At 70.8% G+C, this 20854-nt stretch carries 20 protein-coding genes; 7 read left to right on the forward strand and 13 right to left on the reverse strand.

From position 1 onward, the window contains the following. Positions 1-16 precede the first annotated feature (16 nt). Positions 17-1684, reverse strand: a complete 1668-nt coding sequence (locus ABT095_RS06940; protein ID WP_350528239.1) for a hypothetical protein — start codon at positions 1682-1684, stop codon at positions 17-19. 243 nt (positions 1685-1927) lie between these two features. On the opposite strand from ABT095_RS06940, the gene ABT095_RS06945 reads away from it, so the two are divergent. Continuing rightward, the gene (locus ABT095_RS06945; RefSeq protein ID WP_350528240.1) at positions 1928-3247 is read left to right on the forward strand and encodes an MFS transporter; all 1320 of its coding nucleotides are present in this window, start codon (positions 1928-1930) and stop codon (positions 3245-3247) included. Between the two features lie 201 nt (positions 3248-3448). On the opposite strand, the gene ABT095_RS06950 is transcribed toward ABT095_RS06945, so the two are convergent. The 9 genes from ABT095_RS06950 to ABT095_RS06990 all read right to left on the reverse strand — a co-directional run bounded on the left by ABT095_RS06950 (position 3449) and on the right by ABT095_RS06990 (position 11311). Continuing rightward, on the reverse strand, positions 3449-4333 hold the full coding sequence (locus ABT095_RS06950) for an SH3 domain-containing protein (RefSeq protein WP_350528241.1): 885 nt from the start codon (positions 4331-4333) through the stop codon (positions 3449-3451). Positions 4334-4502: 169 nt separating this feature from the next. Beyond that, entirely contained in the window at positions 4503-4889 is a 387-nt protein-coding gene (locus ABT095_RS06955) for a metal-sulfur cluster assembly factor (RefSeq protein WP_350528242.1), read from the reverse strand. Between the two features lie 22 nt (positions 4890-4911). Continuing rightward, positions 4912-5364: a Fe-S cluster assembly sulfur transfer protein SufU gene (sufU, locus tag ABT095_RS06960; protein ID WP_350528243.1), complete on the reverse strand. Its 453-nt coding sequence runs from the start codon at positions 5362-5364 to the stop codon at positions 4912-4914. Positions 5365-5383: 19 nt separating this feature from the next. Beyond that, complete coding sequence (locus ABT095_RS06965; RefSeq protein WP_350528282.1) at positions 5384-6634, reverse strand: cysteine desulfurase; 1251 nt, start codon at positions 6632-6634, stop codon at positions 5384-5386. 32 nt (positions 6635-6666) lie between these two features. Then, complete coding sequence (sufC, locus tag ABT095_RS06970) at positions 6667-7431, reverse strand: Fe-S cluster assembly ATPase SufC (protein ID WP_350528244.1); 765 nt, start codon at positions 7429-7431, stop codon at positions 6667-6669. A gap of 2 nt (positions 7432-7433) precedes the next feature. Then, complete coding sequence (locus ABT095_RS06975; protein WP_350528245.1) at positions 7434-7751, reverse strand: bifunctional 3-phenylpropionate/cinnamic acid dioxygenase ferredoxin subunit; 318 nt, start codon at positions 7749-7751, stop codon at positions 7434-7436. Next, on the reverse strand, positions 7748-8983 hold the full coding sequence (gene sufD, locus ABT095_RS06980; protein ID WP_350528246.1) for a Fe-S cluster assembly protein SufD: 1236 nt from the start codon (positions 8981-8983) through the stop codon (positions 7748-7750). Before sufD ends, ABT095_RS06975 begins: the two co-directional genes overlap by 4 nt. A gap of 59 nt (positions 8984-9042) precedes the next feature. Further along, on the reverse strand, positions 9043-10458 hold the full coding sequence (sufB, locus tag ABT095_RS06985) for a Fe-S cluster assembly protein SufB (RefSeq protein ID WP_350528247.1): 1416 nt from the start codon (positions 10456-10458) through the stop codon (positions 9043-9045). Continuing rightward, the gene (locus ABT095_RS06990) at positions 10451-11311 is read right to left on the reverse strand and encodes a helix-turn-helix transcriptional regulator (RefSeq protein WP_350528283.1); all 861 of its coding nucleotides are present in this window, start codon (positions 11309-11311) and stop codon (positions 10451-10453) included. The genes sufB and ABT095_RS06990 overlap by 8 nt, the downstream gene beginning before the upstream one ends. A gap of 147 nt (positions 11312-11458) precedes the next feature. Here ABT095_RS06990 and ABT095_RS06995 point away from each other — a divergent pair, with 147 nt between their 5' ends. Together ABT095_RS06995 and ABT095_RS07000 are read left to right on the forward strand one after the other, a co-directional pair. Next, positions 11459-12379: an ABC transporter ATP-binding protein gene (locus ABT095_RS06995; RefSeq protein ID WP_350528248.1), complete on the forward strand. Its 921-nt coding sequence runs from the start codon at positions 11459-11461 to the stop codon at positions 12377-12379. Then, positions 12376-13140, forward strand: coding sequence for an ABC transporter permease (locus ABT095_RS07000; RefSeq protein ID WP_350528249.1), 765 nt, complete (start codon positions 12376-12378; stop codon positions 13138-13140). The genes ABT095_RS06995 and ABT095_RS07000 overlap by 4 nt, the downstream gene beginning before the upstream one ends. 100 nt (positions 13141-13240) lie before the next feature. On the opposite strand, the gene ABT095_RS07005 is transcribed toward ABT095_RS07000, so the two are convergent. Continuing rightward, positions 13241-13843: an LAETG motif-containing sortase-dependent surface protein gene (locus ABT095_RS07005; RefSeq protein WP_350528250.1), complete on the reverse strand. Its 603-nt coding sequence runs from the start codon at positions 13841-13843 to the stop codon at positions 13241-13243. Positions 13844-14027: 184 nt separating this feature from the next. Here ABT095_RS07005 and ABT095_RS07010 point away from each other — a divergent pair, with 184 nt between their 5' ends. Continuing rightward, positions 14028-14993: a COX15/CtaA family protein gene (locus ABT095_RS07010; RefSeq protein ID WP_350528251.1), complete on the forward strand. Its 966-nt coding sequence runs from the start codon at positions 14028-14030 to the stop codon at positions 14991-14993. Positions 14994-15047: 54 nt separating this feature from the next. Here ABT095_RS07010 and ABT095_RS07015 read toward each other — a convergent pair whose 3' ends face one another. Further along, on the reverse strand, positions 15048-15374 hold the full coding sequence (locus tag ABT095_RS07015; RefSeq protein ID WP_502884829.1) for a hypothetical protein: 327 nt from the start codon (positions 15372-15374) through the stop codon (positions 15048-15050). An 85-nt stretch (positions 15375-15459) separates the two neighbouring features. On the opposite strand from ABT095_RS07015, the gene ABT095_RS07020 reads away from it, so the two are divergent. After that, the gene (locus tag ABT095_RS07020) at positions 15460-16101 is read left to right on the forward strand and encodes a DUF2461 domain-containing protein (protein ID WP_350528253.1); all 642 of its coding nucleotides are present in this window, start codon (positions 15460-15462) and stop codon (positions 16099-16101) included. 45 nt (positions 16102-16146) lie between these two features. Here ABT095_RS07020 and ABT095_RS07025 read toward each other — a convergent pair whose 3' ends face one another. Continuing rightward, positions 16147-17085 carry a heme o synthase gene (locus tag ABT095_RS07025; protein ID WP_350528254.1) on the reverse strand — a complete coding sequence of 313 codons (939 nt, stop codon included), beginning with the start codon at positions 17083-17085 and terminating at the stop codon, positions 16147-16149. Positions 17086-17529: 444 nt separating this feature from the next. On the opposite strand from ABT095_RS07025, the gene tkt reads away from it, so the two are divergent. Next, on the forward strand, positions 17530-19629 hold the full coding sequence (gene tkt / locus ABT095_RS07030) for a transketolase (RefSeq protein WP_350528255.1): 2100 nt from the start codon (positions 17530-17532) through the stop codon (positions 19627-19629). Between the two features lie 93 nt (positions 19630-19722). Beyond that, positions 19723-20838: a transaldolase gene (tal, locus tag ABT095_RS07035; RefSeq protein ID WP_350528256.1), complete on the forward strand. Its 1116-nt coding sequence runs from the start codon at positions 19723-19725 to the stop codon at positions 20836-20838. The last annotated feature ends 16 nt before the right edge of the window (positions 20839-20854 follow it).

A 20854-nucleotide genomic window follows, 5' to 3' on the forward strand; every position in this document is an offset into this window, starting at 1 on the left:
TCAGCCCTGCCCTTGATCAGCCCTGCTTCGAGCGGGCCTTGAACGCGGCCTTCCGCGCCTCCTTGGCCACGTTCCGCTCCAGGTGCAGCTCCCCGACCGCCTCCAGCACATCGGCGGTGTACGGGTGCGGCACCCGCCAGACCTCGCCGAAGAAGCTCGCCGGGTTGTCCGTCACCGGCAGCCCCCGGACCAGCTCCTGCAGCACCCCGGCCTCGCCCTCGCTGACCAGGAGCTGCGCGGCGAAGGTGTCGACCATCGTCCAGAGCACCATCCCCCGCTCGGGGGCCGTCACCTCCTCGCCCTGCGCCCGCAGCCAGGAGCGGACGGCCCCGCCCAGCTCGTCGTCCTCGACCACCTCGGCCGCGGCCGGGCGGGCGGCGGCGCCGAGCAGCTCCAGCGCCTGCACGCAGAGCATCCGGCGCACCGGGCTGTAGGTGTCGGTGCCCCTGGCCGCCGCCAGCAGCTCGCGCGCCGCCGCCACCGGCTCCCGCCCGGCCAGCCAGACCGCGATCTCCCGCTGCGGCAGCACGTTGGCGGTCTCGGTGATCGAGCGCAGCAGCGCCTCGGCGTCGCCCTGGGCCAGCTCGCCGATCAGCGGCGCGTCGTAGCCGTCCTCCAGGAGCCACTGCCGCAGGCCGTACTGGCCGAGCGGGGTCAGCCGCACCAGGCCGAAGCGGTCCGCGTCACCCTCCTCCTCGGTGGCCGGCTCCTCGCTCTCCTCCTCCTCGAAGAGCTCCGGGTCGATCGGCCGGTGCTCGACCACGCCCAGCTCGGCCAGGTCGGCCAGCATCGGGTCGAGCACCACCATGACGTCGGTGATGTCGCCCAGCAGCTCCTCGTCCGGCTCCTCGCCCTCGGGCACCACCAGCAGCGCGGCCAGCACCCCGAGCGGCACCGTCTCCTGGCCGGGCTCGGCGAAGGCCGTGTGCTCGTAGAGCACCTGCAGCGCCTCGTCCAGCAGCTCGGCAGCCTCCTCGCGGTGCTCCTCGACCTCGGCGAGCCGGGCCTCCTCGTCCTCCGCCGACAGCTCCTCGCCGTCCTCCCCGCCGTCCTCGCCCGCCAGCTCCAGCGAGTCCGCCTCGACGGCCAGCTCCCGGACGATCCCGGCGGCCGTCAGCCACAGCTCCAGGACGGTGTCGGCGTCGCCCTGCTCGGCCGGCTCCAGGTCCGGGCCGGGGATGGCGACGTGCTCGCCCTCCTCGGTGGTGCCGATCTCGATCAGGTCCAGGTCGCAGGCCAGCGACCAGGCCCGCATCGCCTCGACCACGTCCTCCTCGGAGACCTCCTGGCCGTCCCCGTAGCCGAGCAGTCTCGCGGCCGGCTCCTGGTCCTGCTCGGTCAGGTCGCCGAGCTCGTCCACCATCCGGTGCGGGGCGGTCCAGCGGGCCAGCTTGAGCGCGTGGCCGATCAGCGGCACGGCGAGCGCGGCGGCGACCAGCTCCTCCTCCGGCAGCAGCTGCACCGGCGGCACCAGCACCGCCGAGTCGTCGAGATCCTCGTCACTCTCGCCGTGCGAGGCGAAAGCGCCGTAGAGGTCCGCCAGCTCGTAGTCGGCGGGCAGCAGCCCCTCCTCAGGCCCGGCGGGCGACGGGTTGTCAGGGGTGTTGCGGCGTCGTCCGGCCATGGTTCCGAGCTCTCCCGAGGTGGCTGTGGTCACTGCGGCGACCGGTCCGTACCGGTCCATCTACTCAGCGTATCCGCCCGAGTGCACCACTGCCCGACCCGCCCACCGCCCTTCGGCGCTTTGCTCGTGTCCGGACCGGCCCGTACGACCACGTATCCTTCGGATGGCCCCTCGCACAACCCCGCGACGGCCACCGGGCGACGAAGCCCACCCCATGCACCCCCGCACCACCGGGGCTCCGCCCCGGTCACCACCCCTGGCCCGGCGCGCCGAGGTGGTGCCCGGCCACAGGAGACCCCTGCCATGGCGGACCTCTCCCCTGCCGGCTCCGGACTCGCGCAGTTCCGGACCCGCCGGCTCTCGGAGGCCCTGCTCCCCCTGGAGCTCGCACCACGACCGCAGCTCCAGCTCGCCGCGATCAGCCGCTGGAACGCGCTGCGCGGCGTCCGCGTCGGCCTGGTGGCCGCCGCCCTCCTCTTCCTGCTGATCGGCGCCAACCTGGCGACCCCGATCTACCCGCTGCTCCAGCAGCGCCTCGGCCTCACCGCCCTGGACACCACGATCCTCTTCACGGTCTACGTCTTCGCGCTCGTACCCGTGCTGGCCGCCGTGGGGCACTGGTCGGACTTCCTGGGCCGCCGGGCGATGATCCTGCCCGCCGTGGCGCTGGCCGCCAGCGGGGACGCCCTCTTCGCCACCGCCCACAGCTTCTGGCAGCTGGCCGCCGGGCGCGCCGTCCAGGGCATAGCCGTCGGCCTCTCCACCGGCGCCGCCGGGGCCGCCCTCAGCGACCTCCTCCCCGACCACCAGACGCTGGCCGCCAAGCTCACCCTGGCCTGCTCGGCCGGCGGCGTCGCGCTCGGCCCGATCGCCGGGGCCGCACTCTCCAGCGGTGCCAACCCGCTGCTCACGCCCTTCCTGGTGCACGCCGTCGCGCTGCTCGCGCTCTGCATCCCGCTGGCGCTGGTCCACCCCCGCAAGCCCGGCCAGGAGCGGCCCGCCACGGCGCCGCCGCGCATCACGACCCCGGCCCACCTGCGCCCGCGCCGCCTCGCCCTGCCCCGGCAGGGCCGCCGCGAGTTCCGGCTGGCCGCCGCGGCCGGCTTCGTCTCCTACGGGGTCTTCGGCGTCTACCTCAGCCTCTCCCCGGCCTTCTCCGCCCGCCTCCTGCACACCCACTCGCACATGACCGGCGCGATCGTGGCCGCCCTCCTGCTCGGCTCCTCGGCGGCCGCCCAGCTGCTCGTGCCGCCCACCGCCGACCGCCTGGTCATCGCCCTCGGCATGGCCGGCCTGGCCACCGGCCTCGGCCTGGTCGTCACCGCCGCCTACACCGAGACCCCGGCCCTCCTCTTCATCGGCAGCGTCCTCGGCGGCGCCTGCCAGGGCGTGGCCTTCCGCTCCCTCTTCACCTCCGCCGTCGCCGCCATGGACCCGGCCCGCCGAGGCAGCGAACTCTCCGCCCTCTGGGTCATCGTCTACCTCGGCTCCTCCCTCCCCATCGTCGCCGTCGGCGCCGCCGTCCAGCACTACGGCCTCCTCCCCGCCGTCTCCACCTTCGTGGCCCTCAACGCCACCGCCTGCCTCGCCCTCGCGGCAGCGGTCCTGCGCAAGCCGCGCTGAGACAGCGAGAAGCCGAACGGCCCCTGTCCGGGTACTCCGGGCAGGGGCCGTCCGGCTTCAGGGGGTCGACCCAGCCGGCTCGTGCGGCCGATGACTGCCCGTTGGGACGAGCGGGACTGATGACGTGCCAGCAGGCTGGACGGGGCAGGAAACGGCCGCCCAGCCCCCTGGGAGAGGGGTTGGGCGGCCTTGTCCGTACGATCAGCCGCGGGTCTTGGTCAGGTGGGTGACGACCGTGGCGGAGGCGGTCTCGTAGGTGTTGTAGTCGGCGTCGGGGGCGCTCGCCTGGGCGGTGACGGAGGCGTCGCCCTGCTGGAACGGGACGGTTCCGGAGGGGTCGGCCTTCACGGTCCAGGTGACCGGGGCGCCGGGGACGCAGTCGACCGTGGCGGAGTAGACGCCGCGGACGATGGTCTTGTGGTTGAGCTGGGAGACGGCGCCGTTGACGGCCACCGTGGTCGGCTTGTTGCAGGTCACGGTGCCGTTGATGGCGGCCTTGCCGTCGACGGTGCTGGCGGTGCCGTTGACCGACACGCCGAGGCCGAGGGTGAGCACCGGCGGCGGGGTCGGGTTGGCGATGTGCACCTGGCCGGTGGTGCCGGCCGTGCCGCCCTCGCAGTGCTCCTCGAAGGAGGCGTCCAGCGTCTGCACGTACCCGTGCGGGCCGAAGACGATATTGGTGACGGTGAAGTTACCGGTCAGCGTGTTGCAGCCGCGCCCGTCACCGAACAGGCTGAGCCCCGCCCCGGCACCGTTGAACGGGGAGCGGGTGGCCTGGTACGTCCCGGGCGTCAGCTGGCTGCCGGTCGGGGCGACGAGGTCGAGGGTCCACCAGTCGCCCTGGGCCCCGTTGACGGAGACCTCGACGCTCCGGTGGTCGTCGGAGGCGGAGACGTTGAGCTGGTCCTTGTTGTCGGTGGTGAAGTTGTACGACTGGCCCCCGCCGATCCAGTCGTCCCCGCTGAAGCTGAGCGAGCCCGAGGTGACGGACTGGGCGTGGGCGCCGGTCGCGGCCAGCACGGTGGTGCCGAGCGCCAGTCCGAGCGCGAGCCCGGCGGCGCGTACGCGGGCGGTGATGATGCTCATGATCGTTCCCCCCAAGGTGTCGTACCAGCGGCCCCCCTGGCCGCCGGAGGAATCCTGCCGACACTCCCCCGGGCGCACAACTCATTTACCGCCGCTATGAGTTGACCTCAGAAAACACCGCCGGCCGCACCCCAGGGCAGGGGTACGGCCGGTGAAAGCGGCTCAGATCTCAGACGTTGAAGCCGAGGGCGCGGAGCTGGTCGCGGCCGTCGTCGGTGATCTTGTCGGGGCCCCACGGCGGCATCCAGACCCAGTTGATCCGGAGGTCCTGGACGAGACCCTCGGTGGCGGTCTTGGCCTGGTCCTCGATGACGTCGGTCAGCGGGCAGGCGGCCGAGGTGAGGGTCATGTCGATGGTGGCCACGTCGGACTCGTCGATGTGGATGCCGTAGATCAGGCCCAGGTTGACGACGTCGATGCCCAGCTCGGGGTCGACGACGTCCATCAGGGCCTCGGTCAGGTCCTCGACGGAGACGGTGCCGGCCGTCGTGCCGACGATGACCGTCGGGCCTTCGGCGGAAGGAGTCGCCTCGGCGGGCGTCTCGGTGTCGCTCATCTGTTAACTCCAGAAGACAGGGTCAGTCGTTGACGGCGGGCTGCTGGGCGAGCGCCTGGGAGGTGGCGTCCTTCCAGGCCATCCAGCTCAGCAGGGCGCACTTGACCCGGGCGGGGAACTTGGAGACGCCGGCGAACGCGATGGCGTCCTCCAGCACGTCCTCGTCGCCCTCCAGGGTGCCCTTGCTCTGCATGAGCTCCAGGAACGCCTCCTGGACGGCCTGGGCCTCGCCCACGCTCTTGCCGACCACCAGGTCGTTGAGCACGGACGCGCTGGCCTGGCTGATCGAGCAGCCCTGCGAGTCGTAGCTGACGTCGGCCACCACGGCCCCGTCCAGCTTCACCCGCAGGGTGATCTCGTCGCCGCAGGTCGGGTTGACGTGGTGGACCTCGACGTCACCGTCGCGCAGGCCCTTGCCGTGCGGGTTGCGGTAGTGGTCCAGGATGATGTCCTGGTACATCGAGTCGAGCTTCATGTCGTACGCCTCCCAACCCTCAGCCGAAGAAGTCCTGGACGTGGTGCAGGCCGTCGATCAGCGCATCGACGTCCGCAGGCGTCGAGTACAGGTAGAACGAGGCCCGCGTGGTGGCGGGGATGCCGTAGCGCAGGCAGACCGGCCGCGCGCAGTGGTGGCCGACCCGGACCGCGATGCCCTGCTCGTCGAGCACCTGGCCCACGTCGTGCGGGTGGATGTCGCCCAGGACGAAGGAGATCGCCGCGCCGCGGTCAACGGCCGTGCGCGGGCCGATGATCCGAAGTCCCGGAACCTCCTGGAGGCGGGCCACCGCGTACTCGGTGATGGTGTGCTCGTGCTCGGCGATCCGCTCCATACCGATGTTGGAGAGGTAGTCGATGGCAGCACCGAGACCAACCGCCTGGGCGATCGGCGGGGTGCCGGCCTCGAACTTGTGCGGGGCCGGGGCGTAGGTCGAGGCGCCCATGGTGACGGTCTCGATCATCTCGCCGCCGCCGAGGAACGGCGGGAGGTCCTCGAGGAGCTCCTGCCGGCCCCAGAGCACGCCGATGCCGGTCGGGCCGAGCATCTTGTGGCCGGTGAAGGCGACGAAGTCGGCCTCCAGCGCCTGCACGTCGAGCACCATGTGCGGAGCGGCCTGCGAGGCGTCGATCAGCACCAGGGCGCCGACGGCCTGGGCGCGGCGGACGATCGCCTCGACCGGGTTGACGGTGCCCATCAGGTTGGAGACGAGCGTGAAGGAGACGATCTTCGTCTTCTCGGTGATCAGCTCATCGATGTTCGAGAGGTCGAGGCGGCCCTCGTCGGTGAGACCGAACCACTTCAGCTTCGCGCCGGTGCGCTGCGCGAGCAGCTGCCACGGCACGATGTTGGAGTGGTGCTCCATCTCGGTGATGACGATCTCGGCCTCGGCGTCCACCCGGTACGGCTCCTCGGCCCAACCGAGCATGTTGGCAACGAGGTTGAGCGACTCCGAGGCGTTCTTGGTGAAGATCACCTCGTCCCGGCTGGGCGCGTTGACGAAGGCCGCGACCTTGTCCCGGGCACCCTCGTAGAGGGCCGTCGCCTCCTCGGCCAGCACGTGCACGCCACGGTGGACGTTGGCGTTGTGGCGCTCGTAGTAGCCGTTCAGCGCGTCCAGGACGGCCTGCGGCTTCTGCGAGGTAGCGGCGTTGTCCAGGTAGACCAGCGGCTTCTCGTCGTGCAGCACGCGCTGCAGGATCGGGAAGTCCTTGCGGATCGAGTCGCCGAACTCCTGGGCGGCGGCCAGCGCTTCGGCGCTCACACCATGAACAGATTCAGTCACTCTGAAGCGCCACCCTTCACGTAAGCCTCGTAGCCCTCGTTCTCCAGCTTGTCGGCGAGCTCGGCGCCACCGGACTCGACGATCCGGCCGGCCGAGAAGACGTGGACGTAGTCCGGCTTCACGTAGCGCAGGATGCGGGTGTAGTGGGTGACCAGCAGGGTGCCGACCTCGCCGGTGGCGTGGACGCGGTTGATGCCCTCGGAGACCTGGCGCAGCGCGTCGACGTCCAGGCCGGAGTCGGTCTCGTCCAGGATCGCGATCTTCGGCTTGAGCAGCTCGAGCTGGAGGATCTCGTGGCGCTTCTTCTCGCCGCCGGAGAAGCCCTCGTTGACGTTGCGCTCGGCGAAGGCCGGGTCCATCTGCAGGGCGGCCATCGCCTCCTTGACCTCCTTGACCCACAGCCGCAGCTTGGGGGCCTCGCCGCGGACGGCGGTGGCGGCGGTACGGAGGAAGTTGGAGACCGAGACGCCGGGGACCTCGACCGGGTACTGCATGGCCAGGAAGACACCGGCGCGGGCGCGCTCGTCCACGCTCATGGCCAGCACGTCCTCGCCGTCGAGGAGCACCTCGCCGCCGGTGACGGTGTACTTGGGGTGGCCGGCCAGGGTGTACGCCAGGGTCGACTTGCCGGAGCCGTTGGGGCCCATGATGGCGTGCGTCTCGCCCTGCTTGATCGTCAGGTCGACGCCCTTCAGGATCTCGCGGGCACCGCCCTCGGCCTCGACGGAGACGTGCAGGTTGCGGATTTCAAGGGTGGCCATGCTCAGGACTCCTGGTTGACGGAGACGAGCACATCGTCCCCTTCGATCTTGACGGGGTAAACGGGAACCGGCTTGGTGGCGGGCAGGCCCGAGGGCTTGCCGGAGCGCAGGTCGAAGCTGGAGCCGTGCAGCCAGCACTCGATCATGCAGTCCTCGACCTCGCCCTCGGAGAGCGAGACGTTCGCGTGCGAGCAGATGTCGTTGATCGCGAACACCTCCCCCTCGGTGCGGACCAGGGCGACGGGCACACCGTTCAGCTCGACGCGCTTCGGGGTGTCCTCCGCGAGGTCACCGACCGAGCAGGCGCGCAGGTAGCTCATGCGACCGTCCCCTCCAGCTCGGCGTCGATCTTCTCGAGCAGGTGGTCCTGGATCTCGGCGACACCGATCTGCTGCACCAGCTCGGCGAAGAAGCCGCGCACGACCAGGCGGCGGGCCTCGTCGGCGGGGATGCCACGGGCCTGCAGGTAGAACAGCTGCTCGTCGTCGAAGCGGCCGGTCGCCGAGGCGTGGCCGGCGCCGACGATCTCGCCGGTCTCGATCTCCAGGTTCGGGATCGAGTCGACCCGGGCGCCGTCGGTGAGCACCAGGTTGCGGTTGTGCTCGTAGGTGTCGGTGCCCTCGGCGGCGGCGCGGATCAGCACGTCACCGACCCAGACGGCGTGCGCGCCCTGGCCCTGCAGCGCGCCCTTGTAGACCACGTTGGAGCGGCAGTGCGGGGTGTCGTGGTCGATCACCAGGCGGTGCTCGAGGTGCTGGCCGGCGTCCGCGAAGTACAGGCCGAAGAGGTCGGCCTCGCCGCCGGGGGCGGCGTAGTTCACGCGCGGGTGCAGGCGCACCAGGTCGCCGCCGAAGGTGACCACGACGGACTTGAGCGAGGCGTCCCGGCCGACCAGGGCGGTGTGCTGGGCCACGTGCACCGCGTCCCGCTCCCAGTCCTGGATCGTGACGAAGGTCAGCTTGGCGCCGTCACCGACGAGCAGGTCGACGTTGGCGGCGCGGACGCCGGTGCCGGTGTGGTTGAGCACCACGACGGCCTCCGCGAACGGCTTGACCTCGATCACCACGTGGCCGAAGCGGACGCCGCCCTCGCCGTGCACGTCGATCTTGACCGGCTCGGTGAGCACCGTCTCCTTGGGCACGGTGACGACCAGCGCCTCGTCGAAGGAGGAGAACGCCTGCGCGGCCACCCGGTCCACCGGCTTGCCGGCCTTGCCGACCCGCGCGTCGTCGCGGCCGACGTTCTCGGCGGTGACGCCCTCGGGCAGGCTCAGCTCGATCTTGCTCTCGCCCGTGGCGGCCTCGGCGGCGGTGCCGTCGTGCAGGCCGGCCAGGCGGTGCATCGGGGTGAACCGCCAGTCCTCCTCGCGGCCGGTCGGCACCGGGAAGTCGTTCACGTCGTACGAGGGCTTGACCGCGACGCGGGCGTCGATCGGCTGCTTCACGGTGGCCCGGCCCGTCCCGGGACCGGCCAGCTGGGCGCCGGCCCCGGTGGTGCCGACCTCGATCGAGCCCGCGGTGGTCGCGCCGGGGGTGTTCTGAACTTCAGCCATGGCTGTTCGTTGTGCTCTCTTCCTCAAAGATGAAACGGACGGTCTCGGTCGGCGACGGGTCAGCCGACGGAGCCCTCCATCTGCAGCTCGATCAGCCGGTTCAGCTCCAGCGCGTACTCCATCGGCAGCTCGCGCGCGATCGGCTCGACGAAGCCGCGGACGATCATCGCCATCGCCTCGAACTCGGTCATGCCACGGCTCATCAGGTAGAACAGCTGGTCCTCGGAGACCTTGGAGACGGTCGCCTCGTGGCCCATGGACACGTCGTCCTCGCGGACGTCCACGTACGGGTAGGTGTCCGAGCGCGAGATGGTGTCGACCAGCAGCGCGTCGCAGAGCACGTTCGACTTGGCGCCCTTCGAGCCCTCGCCGATCTCGATCAGACCGCGGTAGGAGGTGCGGCCACCGCCACGGGCCACCGACTTGGAGACGATGTTCGAGGAGGTGTTCGGCGCCATGTGCACCATCTTGGCGCCGGCGTCCTGGTGCTGGCCCTCGCCCGCGAAGGCGATCGACAGGGTCTCGCCCTTGGCGTGCTCGCCCATCAGGTAGACGGCCGGGTACTTCATGGTCACCTTGGAGCCGATGTTGCCGTCGACCCACTCCATGGTCGCGCCCTCGTACGCCACGGCGCGCTTGGTGACCAGGTTGTAGACGTTGTTCGACCAGTTCTGGATGGTCGTGTAGCGGCAGCGGCCGCCCTTCTTGACGATGATCTCGACCACGGCGCTGTGCAGCGAGTCCGAGGAGTAGATCGGGGCGGTGCAGCCCTCGACGTAGTGGACGTAGGCGTCCTCGTCGACGATGATCAGCGTCCGCTCGAACTGGCCCATGTTCTCGGTGTTGATCCGGAAGTAGGCCTGCAGCGGGATGTCGACGTGCACACCCTTCGGCACGTAGATGAACGATCCGCCGGACCAGACGGCGGTGTTCAGCGCGGCGAACTTGTTGTCACCGGCGGGGATGACGGTGCCGAAGTACTCCTTGAAGAGCTCCGGGTGCTCCTTGAGCGCGGTGTCGGTGTCGAGGAAGATCACGCCCTGCTCCTCCAGGTCCTCACGGATCTGGTGGTAGACGACCTCCGACTCGTACTGCGCGGCGACACCGGCGACCAGGCGCTGCTTCTCCGCCTCCGGGATGCCGAGCTTGTCGTACGTCGCCTTGATGTCGGCGGGCAGGTCCTCCCAGGACTCCGCCTGCTTCTCGGTGGAGCGCACGAAGTACTTGATGTTGTCGAAGTCGATGCCGGAGAGGTCGGAGCCCCAGGTCGGCATGGGCTTCTTGCCGAAGAGCTTCAGGCCCTTGAGGCGCAGGTTGAGCATCCACTCCGACTCGGACTTCTTGGCCGAGATGTCGCGGACGACCTCCTCGCTCAGCCCGCGCTTGGCCACCGAACCGGCGGCGTCGGGGTCGGACCAGCCGTACTCGTACGTGCCCAGGCCCTCGAGCTCCGGGTGCGAAACGGTGTCAGTCATGCGAGGTTCCTCCGCGCGGACGCAGGTTCTTGTTTGGGTGGGGCGTACCGGCAGTCGGCGCGGCACCGGGCACCCGGCTCGAGCCGGGGGACGATGCGGCACCGGGTGCCGGCACATAGGTGGTGCAGACCCCGTCGCCGTGGGCGATGGTGGCCAGCCGTTGCACGTGGGTGCCCAGCAGCTGGGAGAAGACCTCGGTCTCCGCCTCGCAGAGCTGGGGGAACTGCTCGGCGATGTGCGCGACCGGGCAGTGGTGCTGGCAGAGCTGGGCGCCGGCGGGAGCCTTGGCTCCCGCGGCGGACGGCACGCGTCGCACCGTGGCAGCGTACCCGTCGGCACTCAGCGCCTGGGCCAGTGCCTCGGCGCGCTCACCGCCGTCGGCCTGCTCGATGCTGCCCAGGTACTTCTGCGCCTGCTTGGCGAAGCGCGCCCGGGCGAAGGCCGCGACGGCCTCCTCCCCGGCCTCGCCGCCGCCGACGGCCTCCGAGATCCAGCGCAGCGCGTCGGCCGCGAGCTGGTCGTAGGCCTGGTAGAAGGCGTCCCGGCCGGACTCGGTGAGCGCGAAGACCTTGGCCGGTCGGCCGCGGCCCCGGGTGCCGTAGACCCGCTGCTCGCGGGCCTCCACCAGACCGGCGGCGAGCAGTCCGTCGAGGTGACGGCGGACGGCCGCGCTGGTCAGCCCCAGCCGCCCCGCCAGGTCGGCGGCGGAGGAGGGGCCGTGGTCGAGAATCGACCGCGCGACCCTGTCCCGGGTGGCGCGGTGGCCGTCGACGAGCAGTACCTCGGCGGCGGTCGCGGGCACGCTGCAGTCGGGGGCCGTCTCGGCCTCCGACAGCTGGGTGTGCTCGCGCATTCTTTTCACAACACCAGTGTTGCGTAATTGGTTCCGTTGCGACAAGCCGTGACCCAGGCCTCACGGGTGTCATCAGTCACGCAGGCAAGCCTTACCTGATCCGGGGCGCGGGGGGTCGGTGTGTGAGGAATTCCTATACTCGCTGGCATGTCTGAAGAACCTGCGGTCGAGATCACCGGCCTGGTGAAGCGGTACGGCGACAAGACCGCGGTCGACGGCCTTGAGCTGGCCGTTCCGCGCGGCGCGGTGACCGCCGTGCTCGGCCCGAACGGCGCCGGCAAGACCACCACCATCGAGATCTGCGAGGGCTACCGGAAGGCCGACGCCGGTACCGTCCGGGTGCTCGGGCTGGACCCGGTGTCGGACGCGCGGCAGTTGAAACCCCGCGTCGGCGTCATGTTGCAGTCAGGTGGTGTGTACGCCGGGGCGCGCGCCGTCGAGATGCTGCAACACACTGCCAAGCTGCACGCCGACCCGCTGGACGTGCCCGCCCTGGTCGAGCGCCTCGGCCTCGGCTCCTGCGGCCGCACCACCTACCGCCGTCTCTCCGGCGGCCAGCAGCAGCGCCTCGCCCTGGCGATGGCCGTGGTCGGCCGCCCCGAACTGGTCTTCCTGGACGAGCCCACCGCCGGGCTCGACCCGCAGGCCCGCCACGCCACCTGGGAGCTGGTCCGCGACCTGCGCCGCGACGGCGTCAGCGTGGTCGTCACCACCCACCACATGGACGAGGCCGAGCAGCTCGCCGACCACGTCGCCATCGTGGACCGGGGCCGCGTCATCGCCAACGGCTCCCCGGCGGAGCTCTGCCGCTCCGAGTCCGCCCTGCACTTCACCGGCCCGGCCGGACTCGACCTCGGCTCGCTGACCAAGGTCCTCCCCGACCGCGCCGCCGTCACCGAGCCCACGCCGGGGCACTACCGCGTCGAGGCGACCGTCGACCCGCAGCTGGTCGCCAGCGTCACCGGCTGGTGCGCGTCCGTCGGCGTGCTCGCCTCGGGGATCTCCGTGCAGCGCCGCAGCCTCGAAGACGTCTTCCTCGACCTGACCGGACGGGAGCTCCGCTCATGACCTCGTACACCCCCGCTCCGGGGGCCGCTCCGGTCGGCCGGATGCTGCTGGCCCAGACGGCCTTCGAGACGAAGATGCTGCTGCGCAACGGTGAGCAGCTGCTGCTCACCGTGATCATCCCGACCGTGCTGCTGGTGCTGTTCAGCGTCGTGGACGTGGTCTCGGTGGAGGGCCCGGGCAAGCGGGTCGACTTCCTCGCGCCCGGGCTGCTGGCGCTGGCCGTGATGTCCACCGCCTTCACCGGGCAGGCGATCGCCACCGGGTTCGAGCGGCGGTACGGCGTGCTCAAGCGGCTCGGTGCCAGCCCGCTGCCGAGGTGGGCACTGCTCACGGCCAAGACCGGCTGCGTGCTGGTCACCGAGGCGCTGCAGGTCGCACTGCTGTCGGTGATCGCGCTGGCGCTGGGCTGGTCGCCGCACGGGAACCCGGTGGCCGTGGTGCTGCTGCTCGTGCTCGGCACGGCCGCCTTCTCGGGGCTGGGCCTGCTGATGGCGGGCACCCTGAAGGCGGAGGCCACCCTGGCGGGGGCCAACCTGGTCTTCATCCTGCTGCTGCTCGCGGGCGGGGTGGTCGTGCCGCTGAGCAAGTTCCCGGCGGCCGTGCAGTCCGTCCTCGAGCTGCTCCCGATCTCCGCACTGTCGGACGGACTCCGCTCGGTGCTCCAGACCGGCGCCGGGATGCCGTGGGCGGACCTGGGGATTCTCGGGGTCTGGGCGGCGGTCGGCCTGGGCCTGGCGGCCCGCTTCTTCCGCTGGGAGTAGATGCACTGTCCAGGGGCGCGGGGAACTGCGCGAAGCGGTAGGCCGCAGGCCCTGCATGGTTGGCAGCGCAGTTCCCCGCGCCCCGAACAGTGCAACTGACTCAGTGACGCCTGGTGCTGCGGCGGCGTCCGACGAAGAGGAGTGCGCCACCGGCCACCACGACCGCCGCGCCCGCCCCGGCGATCAGGGGCGTCTCACCGCCGCCACCGGTCGAGGCCAGCACCGGGCCGGTCGGGGTCGGCGTGGGGGTGGGCGTGGGGGTGTGGGTCGCGGGCTTGCTCGGGGCCGGGGTGCTGGGGGCCGGGGTGCTGGGGGCCGGGGTGCTCGGCTTGGGGGAGCTGGGCTGCGGGGACGGGCTCTCGCAGGGGGCGATGGTCTTGGTCTGGTCGACCGACCAGCCCTTCTTGCCGTCCGGGTCCTCGTTGGTGGTGACGATCAGCTCGGCCTTCACGTCCTTGCTGTGCGCCTTGACCGCGAAGTCCCCCGTGTACTTGTCCGGGAAGGCCTTCTTGTCGAGCAGCTTCTCCCCGTCGACGATCAGCGTGACGGTGTTCAGGGCGTCCTTGTTGTAGTTGGCCAGCGACACGCTGACCTTGCCGCACGTCACACTCCACGTCGGAACGTGCGCCGAAGCACTCCCGGCCAACGCCAGCGGCGCGGCCACTCCCACCAGCACCCCGGCTATCCCACGCCGCACGTTCATCCTTCGTCCCTCCCGAACACCCCTGCCAGGGGCGGCTGTTGACCTCGAAGTTTCGGACTCTACCCGCCCGCACCGGCGCTATCCGGGCAGTCGACCGAATCTGCCCTCTTGACGTCCGAAGTCGTCCCTTCCCCACACCCCGCCCCGCCCCAAGATCAGCTGTAAGCCGACCTAGGATGGTCGGGTGCGTACCCCCTCCTCCCTTCTCGCCGACCGCTGGCAGCCGTCCACGGCGATCGTCCGGCGCGCCGCGTTCGCCGCGCTGGTGATGAGCGTGGTCATCGTCGTCACCGGCGGCGCCGTCCGCCTCACCGCCTCCGGCCTCGGCTGCACCACCTGGCCCCGCTGCACCGGCGAGAGCCTCACGCCGACCCCGGCGATGGGCATCAACGGTGTCATCGAGTTCACCAACCGGATGCTGACCTACGTGATGTGCGCAGCCATCGCCTGGGCGACGCTCGCCGCCCGCTGTGCGCAGCCGTGGCGGCGCAGCCTCACCAAGCTCGGCTGGTGGCAGTTCTGGCTGGTGATGAGCAACGCGGTGCTCGGCGGCATCACGGTGCTGACCGGCCTCAACCCGTACACGGTGGCACTGCACCTGATCGCCGCGATGGGCCTGGTCTGGGTCGCGCTGCACCAGTGGGAGCGGTCCAAGGAGGGTGACGGCGCGGCGGAGCACCTGGTGAGCCGGCCGATCACGCAGCTCAGCTGGGTGCTGGTCACCGTGATCGGGCTGCTGGTCGCGGCCGGCACGCTGGTCACCGGCGCCGGCCACCACCCGGGTGCGCCCGGCAAGGACGGCAAGCCGGTGCCGCGCATCCCGCTCGACTACGACCGCCTCGCCCAGGCCCACGCGGACCTGGCCTTCCTCTCCTTCGGCGTGGCGCTCGCGGTGATCTTCGTCTTCGCCGCCGTCAAGGCCCCGCCGGCCGCGAGGGCCCGGGCCCGTGAGCTGTTCGTCGTGCTGCTCGCGCAGGGCCTGCTGGGCTTCGTCCAGTACTTCACCCAGGCCCCCGAGATCCTGGTCGGCGTCCACATGCTCGGCGCCACCCTGGTCTGGATCGCCGCCCTGCGCATCCCCCTCGCCCTGCGCACCCGCCCGGCCGCCACCCCGGCCGAACTCCCCGCCCAGGCCCTCCAGACCGCCTGAGACACGCGAAAGGGGCCCTCGAATGAGGGCCCCTTTCGCGTGCGTACGGCGGCGTCAGATCTGGATGCCGGCCATCCGCTTCCACTCGTAGGAGCTGGTCTTCACCTTGAGGCCCAGCTCGCCCTCGAAGTTGTCCTGCAGCGTCAGCCCGGCCAGCTCGGCGGCCCGCTTCCCCACGGCGTACGAGGGAGCGACCTGGTCACCCCAGGCCCCGTCCGCCCCGACCATGACGATCCGGGTGGCAGCGGCACCGACGTACTCGACGACGCCCTCGGCCCCGCCGTGCTGCTTGGCGAAGCTGTCGATGTGCTTGGCAATGCGCTTGGCGCGACGCTCGGCCCGGGCGTCCACGGCGGCAGTGGTGGCGGTCATGGTCGGCATGCTACTCGCGGGTATCACCCCTGGCCACAGATCCACACCGAGCGTCAGCAGCATCACACTCGGCCCTGGCGGCTAGGCTCGGGAGGTGACCTTCCATGGCTGGCCGGTGGCCGCTCTCGATTTCTACGCGGGCCTGGAGGCTGACAACTCCAAGGCCTACTGGACCGCCCACAAGGCGGTGTACGACGAGTCCGTGCACGCGCCGATGGCGGATCTGCTCGATCTGCTGGAGGACGAGTTCGGGCCCGGCAAGATCTTCCGGCCGAACCGGGACGTGCGGTTCAGTGCCGACAAGTCGCCGTACAAGACGCACATCGGCGGCTACCTCGAATCCGGCGGGTACGTCCAGCTCTCGGCCGACGGGCTCGCCTGCGGCCTCGGGTACTACCAGCTCGCCACCGACCAGCTGGCCCGCTACCGGGCGGCGGTGGCGGAGGACATCAGCGGGGCCGAGCTGGAGCGGGTCATCGCGGCCGTGACCGAGGCGGGCCCCCAGGTGGTCGGGCGGGACGCACTGAAGACGGCTCCCCGGGGCTACCCGAAGGACCACCCGAGGATCGAACTGCTGCGGTACAAGGGCCTGATCGCCTGGCAGGAGTGGGAGCCCGCCAAGTGGCTGGCCACCAAGGCCGCCGCCGACCGGGTCAGCGCCTTCCTGCGGGCCTCGACGCCGCTCAAGGACTGGCTGGACGGCCACGTGGGCCCCAGCGAACTACCCCCGAGGTAAAAGTAAAGGCCGACCTGGACGGGTCGGCCTTTCTCACGTCAGCACTCAGATGAACGGGTCGATCGCCACCACGACGAACAGCAGCGTCAGGTAGGTGATGGACCAGTGGAACAGCCGCATCTCCTTGAGCTTGGCCCCCACGACCCCGGCCTTGGCGCGGGCGTACAGGCCGTGCGCCTCCTTGAGCCAGAAGCCGCCGAGCAGCACGGCCGCCGTCGGGTAGAGCCAGCTGGTGTGGCCGAGCGGCCACAGGAGCAGCGAGGTGGCGACCATGACCCAGGAGTAGATGACGATCTGCTTGGCGACCGCCAGGTTGCCCTTGAGGACGGGGAGCATCGGCACCCCGGCCCGCTCGTAGTCGTCCTTGACCTTCATCGACAGCGGCCAGTAGTGCGGCGGCGTCCAGAAGAAGATGACCAGGAAGAGGATCAGCGCCGACCAGGACACCGAGTTGGTGACGGCCGCCCAGCCGACGAAGACCGGCATGCAGCCGGCGATGCCGCCCCAGACGATGTTCTGCGCGGTGCGGCGCTTGAGGCCGAGGGTGTAGACGAAGACGTAGAAGAGGAGCGCGGTCAGCGCCAGCATCGAGGCGAGCGGGTTGACCAGCGTCCAGAGCCAGGCCGTGGAGACCACGCCGAGCGAGATGCCGAAGACCAGTGCCTCGCGGGGGGAGACCATGCCGGTCACCAGCGGGCGGCGCTCGGTGCGGGACATCACCGCGTCGATGTCGCGGTCGATGTACATGTTGAGCGCGTTGGCGCCGCCGGCCGAGAGGTAGCCGCCGATCACCACGTACAGAACCTTCAGCGGGTTCGGCACGCCGTGCTGCGCCAGGAACATCACCGGTACGGTGGTGATCAGCAGCAGCTCGATGATCCGAGGCTTGGTCAGTGCGACGAATGCCCCGACACGGGCCCCGAACGGCCGGTGCGCGGGGGTCGCCCCGGCTACCCCCGCAGGGCGGGATTCGACGGCGGTCACGAACACCCCAACTCACGATGAACCTTCGCAGGCGCCCACGGGGCCACTCGGTCCCGGAATGTTCGCGCTGCGCGTACCACGCCACCTTAGACGCTCCATATCTCCCGACCGGCCTCGGGGTCCCCCGGCGAGGCGGAACCGCACACCGCCGGGTGAACCCACCCAAACCGGGACGTCGCCCGTCTTACCCCTCGGACGCGCGAACCGCACCGAACCGGGTCAAGGTGGGACACGGAACCTGCCACAGTCGGTACGAATCCGGCTCCGACGCAGACTGGGCGTCCTGCCGGACGAGGCGGAGGCCACACGGACGGTAGGCTCGCACGCAGAAGCGGGATCAACCCTCCGTGACCGGCACCACTCCTCAGTCTGGTCCACAGCGACGTGGCAGACCCGGTCCATCACGGGGTCACTCTTCATTTACGGAAGGAGCCCTGAGACAGGGTGAGCACCACGCCGACGAACGCATTCGAGTGGACCGAGCTGGACCAGCGGACGGTGGACACCGCGCGTGTCCTGGCCATGGACGCAGTCCAGAAGGTCGGCAACGGGCACCCCGGGACGGCGATGTCGCTGGCCCCCGCCGCCTACGTGATCTTCCAGCGCTTCCTGCGCCACGACCCGACCGACCCGAGCTGGGTCGGCCGTGACCGCTTCGTGCTCTCGCCGGGGCACACCTCGCTTACTCTTTACACCCAGCTCTACCTGTCCGGTTACGGTCTGTCACTGGACGACCTGAAGGCCTTCCGCGTCGCGGGCAGCCGCACCCCCGGTCACCCGGAGCACGGCCACACCGCCGGTGTCGAGACCACCACCGGCCCGCTGGGCCAGGGCATCGCCAACGCGGTGGGCATGGCGATGGCCGCCCGCTACGAGCGCGGCCTGTTCGACCCGGAGGCCGCCGCGGGCGAGTCGCCGTTCGACCACACCATCTGGGCCATCGTCTCCGACGGCGACCTGGAGGAGGGCATCTCCGCCGAGGCCTCCTCGCTGGCCGGCCACCAGAAGCTGGGCAACCTGGTCGCGCTGTACGACGACAACCACATCTCGATCGAGGGCGACACCGAGACGGCCTTCTCCGAGGACGTCCTGGCCCGGTACGAGGCGTACGGCTGGCACGTCCAGCGGATCACGCCGAAGGCCGACGGCGACGTGGACGTGCACGCGCTGGCCACCGCGCTGGCCGCGGCCAAGGCGGAGACCTCCCGCCCGTCGATGATCGCGATGCGCACCATCATCGCCTGGCCGGCGCCGAACGCCCAGGACACCGCCAAGGCGCACGGTTCGGCCCTCGGTGACGCCGAGATCGCCGCGACCAAGAAGGTGCTCGGCTTCTCGCCGGAGAAGACCTTCGAGGTCACGGACGCCGTGATCGACCACGCCCGCCTGGTGGTCCAGCGCGGCAAGGCCGCCCGCACCGAGTGGGAGCAGGGCTTCCACGCCTGGCGCGCCGCCAACCCGGAGCGGGCCGCCGAGTTCGACCGGATCCAGATCGGCGAGCTGCCCGACGGCTGGGAGAAGGCGATCCCGGTCTTCCCGGCCGGCAAGGAGGTCGCCACCCGCAAGGCCTCGGGCGACACCCTCAAGGCGATCGGCGCGGTGATCCCGGAGCTGTGGGGCGGCTCGGCCGACCTCGCGGAGTCCAACCTCACCACCATCGACGAGGAGAGCTCCTTCCTCCCCGAGGGCAACCCGCTGAAGTCGGCCAGCCCGTACGGGCGGACCATCCACTTCGGCATCCGCGAGCACGCCATGGGCTCGACCATGAACGGCATCGCGCTGCACGGCAGGACCCGCGTCTTCGGCGGCACCTTCCTGGTGTTCGCCGACTACATGCGCCCGGCCGTCCGCCTGGCCGCGCTGATGAAGCTGCCGGTCACCTACGTGTGGACGCACGACTCGATCGGCCTCGGCGAGGACGGCCCGACCCACCAGCCGGTCGAGCACCTCGCCTCGCTGCGCGCCATCCCGGGCCTGGCCATGGTCCGCCCGGCCGACGCCAACGAGACCGCCGTCGCCTGGCGCACCGTCATCGAGCGCCAGACCAGCCACCCCGGCCCGGTCGGCCTGGCGCTCACCCGCCAGAACGTGCCCACCTGGGACCGCGAGGTCTTCGGCTCCGCCGAGGGCACCGCCAAGGGCGGCTACGTGCTGGCCGAGGCGTCCAGCAGCGCCCCCAAGGTGATCCTGATCGGCACCGGCTCCGAGGTGCAGCTGGCCGTCGCCGCCCGCGAGGCGCTCGAGGCCGACGGCATCCCGACCCGGGTCGTCTCGATGCCGTCCATCGAGTGGTTCAACGAGCAGGACCAGGCGTACCGCGACAGCGTGCTGCCGCCGAACGTCCGGGCCCGCGTCTCGGTCGAGGCCGGTATCGCCCAGGGCTGGCGCGAGCTGGTCGGCGACGCCGGTCGGATCATCAGCCTGGAGCACTTCGGTGCCTCCGCCGACTACAAGGTGCTCTTCCAGGAGTTCGGCCTGACCGCCGAGGCCGTGGCGGGCGCCGCCCGCGCCTCGCTGCGCACGGTCGAGGCCGTCTCCCGCTAGGCACCGCTGGGCCGCGTACCCGACCGCACATCGGGTACGCGGCCCATTAGACGTTCTCCCCACAGCACCACCGATGAAGAGGGATGAAGCACCATGACTGACGCACTGAAGCGCCTCAGCGACGAAGGCGTGGCCATCTGGCTGGACGACCTCAGCCGCGAGCGCCTGAACTCCGGCAACCTCGCCGAGCTGGTCCAGAGCAAGCACGTGGTCGGCGTCACCACCAACCCCACCATCTTCCAGAAGGCGATCGGCGGCGGACACAGCTCCTACGACGGCCAGCTGCGCGACCTCGCCGTCCGCAAGGTCACCACCGACGAGGCGATCCGCATGATCACGACCTCGGACGTACGCGACGCGGCCGACGTGCTGCGCCCGGTCTACGACGCCTCCAACGGCCGCGACGGCCGGGTCTCGATCGAGGTCGACCCGCGGCTGGCCCACCAGACCGAGCCCACCGTGGCCGAGGCCAAGCAGCTGTGGTGGCTGGTCGACCGCCCGAACGTGTTCATCAAGATCCCCGCCACCAAGGCCGGTCTGCCCGCCATCTCCGCCGTGCTCGCCAAGGGCATCAGCGTCAACGTCACGCTGATCTTCTCCCTGGAGCGCTACCGCGCGGTCATGGACGCCTACCTGACCGGCCTGGAGCAGGCCAAGGCCGCGGGCCTGGACCTCTCCCAGATCGAGTCGGTCGCCTCCTTCTTCGTCTCCCGCGTGGACACCGAGATCGACAAGCGCCTGGAGAAGATCGGCGGCGAGGCCAAGGAGCTCAAGTCCAAGGCCGCCCTCGCCAACGCCCGTCTGGCCTACCAGGCGTACGAGGAGGTGTTCTCGGGCGACCGCTGGAAGGCCCTGGAGGCCGCCGGTGCCAAGCCGCAGCGCCCGCTCTGGGCCTCGACCGGCGTCAAGGACCCGGCCCTGCCGGACACCCTGTACGTCACCGAGCTGGTCGCCCCCGGCACCGTCAACACCATGCCCGAGGCCACCCTGGACGCCACGGACGACCACGGCGTGATCACCGGTGACACCATCACCCCGAACTACGCCGACGCCAAGGCCGTGATGGACGCCATCGCCGCCGCCGGTGTCGACTACGACGACGTCGTGCAGCTGCTCGAGGACGAGGGCGTCGAGAAGTTCGAGCAGTCCTGGACCGAGCTGCTCGACACCGTCACCGCCTCGCTGGCCGGCTTCGCCGCCGAGAAGTGACCGACCCGCTCACACC

The sequence above is a fragment of the Kitasatospora sp. NPDC002227 genome, assembly GCF_040296285.1.
Lineage (GTDB): Bacteria > Actinomycetota > Actinomycetes > Streptomycetales > Streptomycetaceae > Kitasatospora.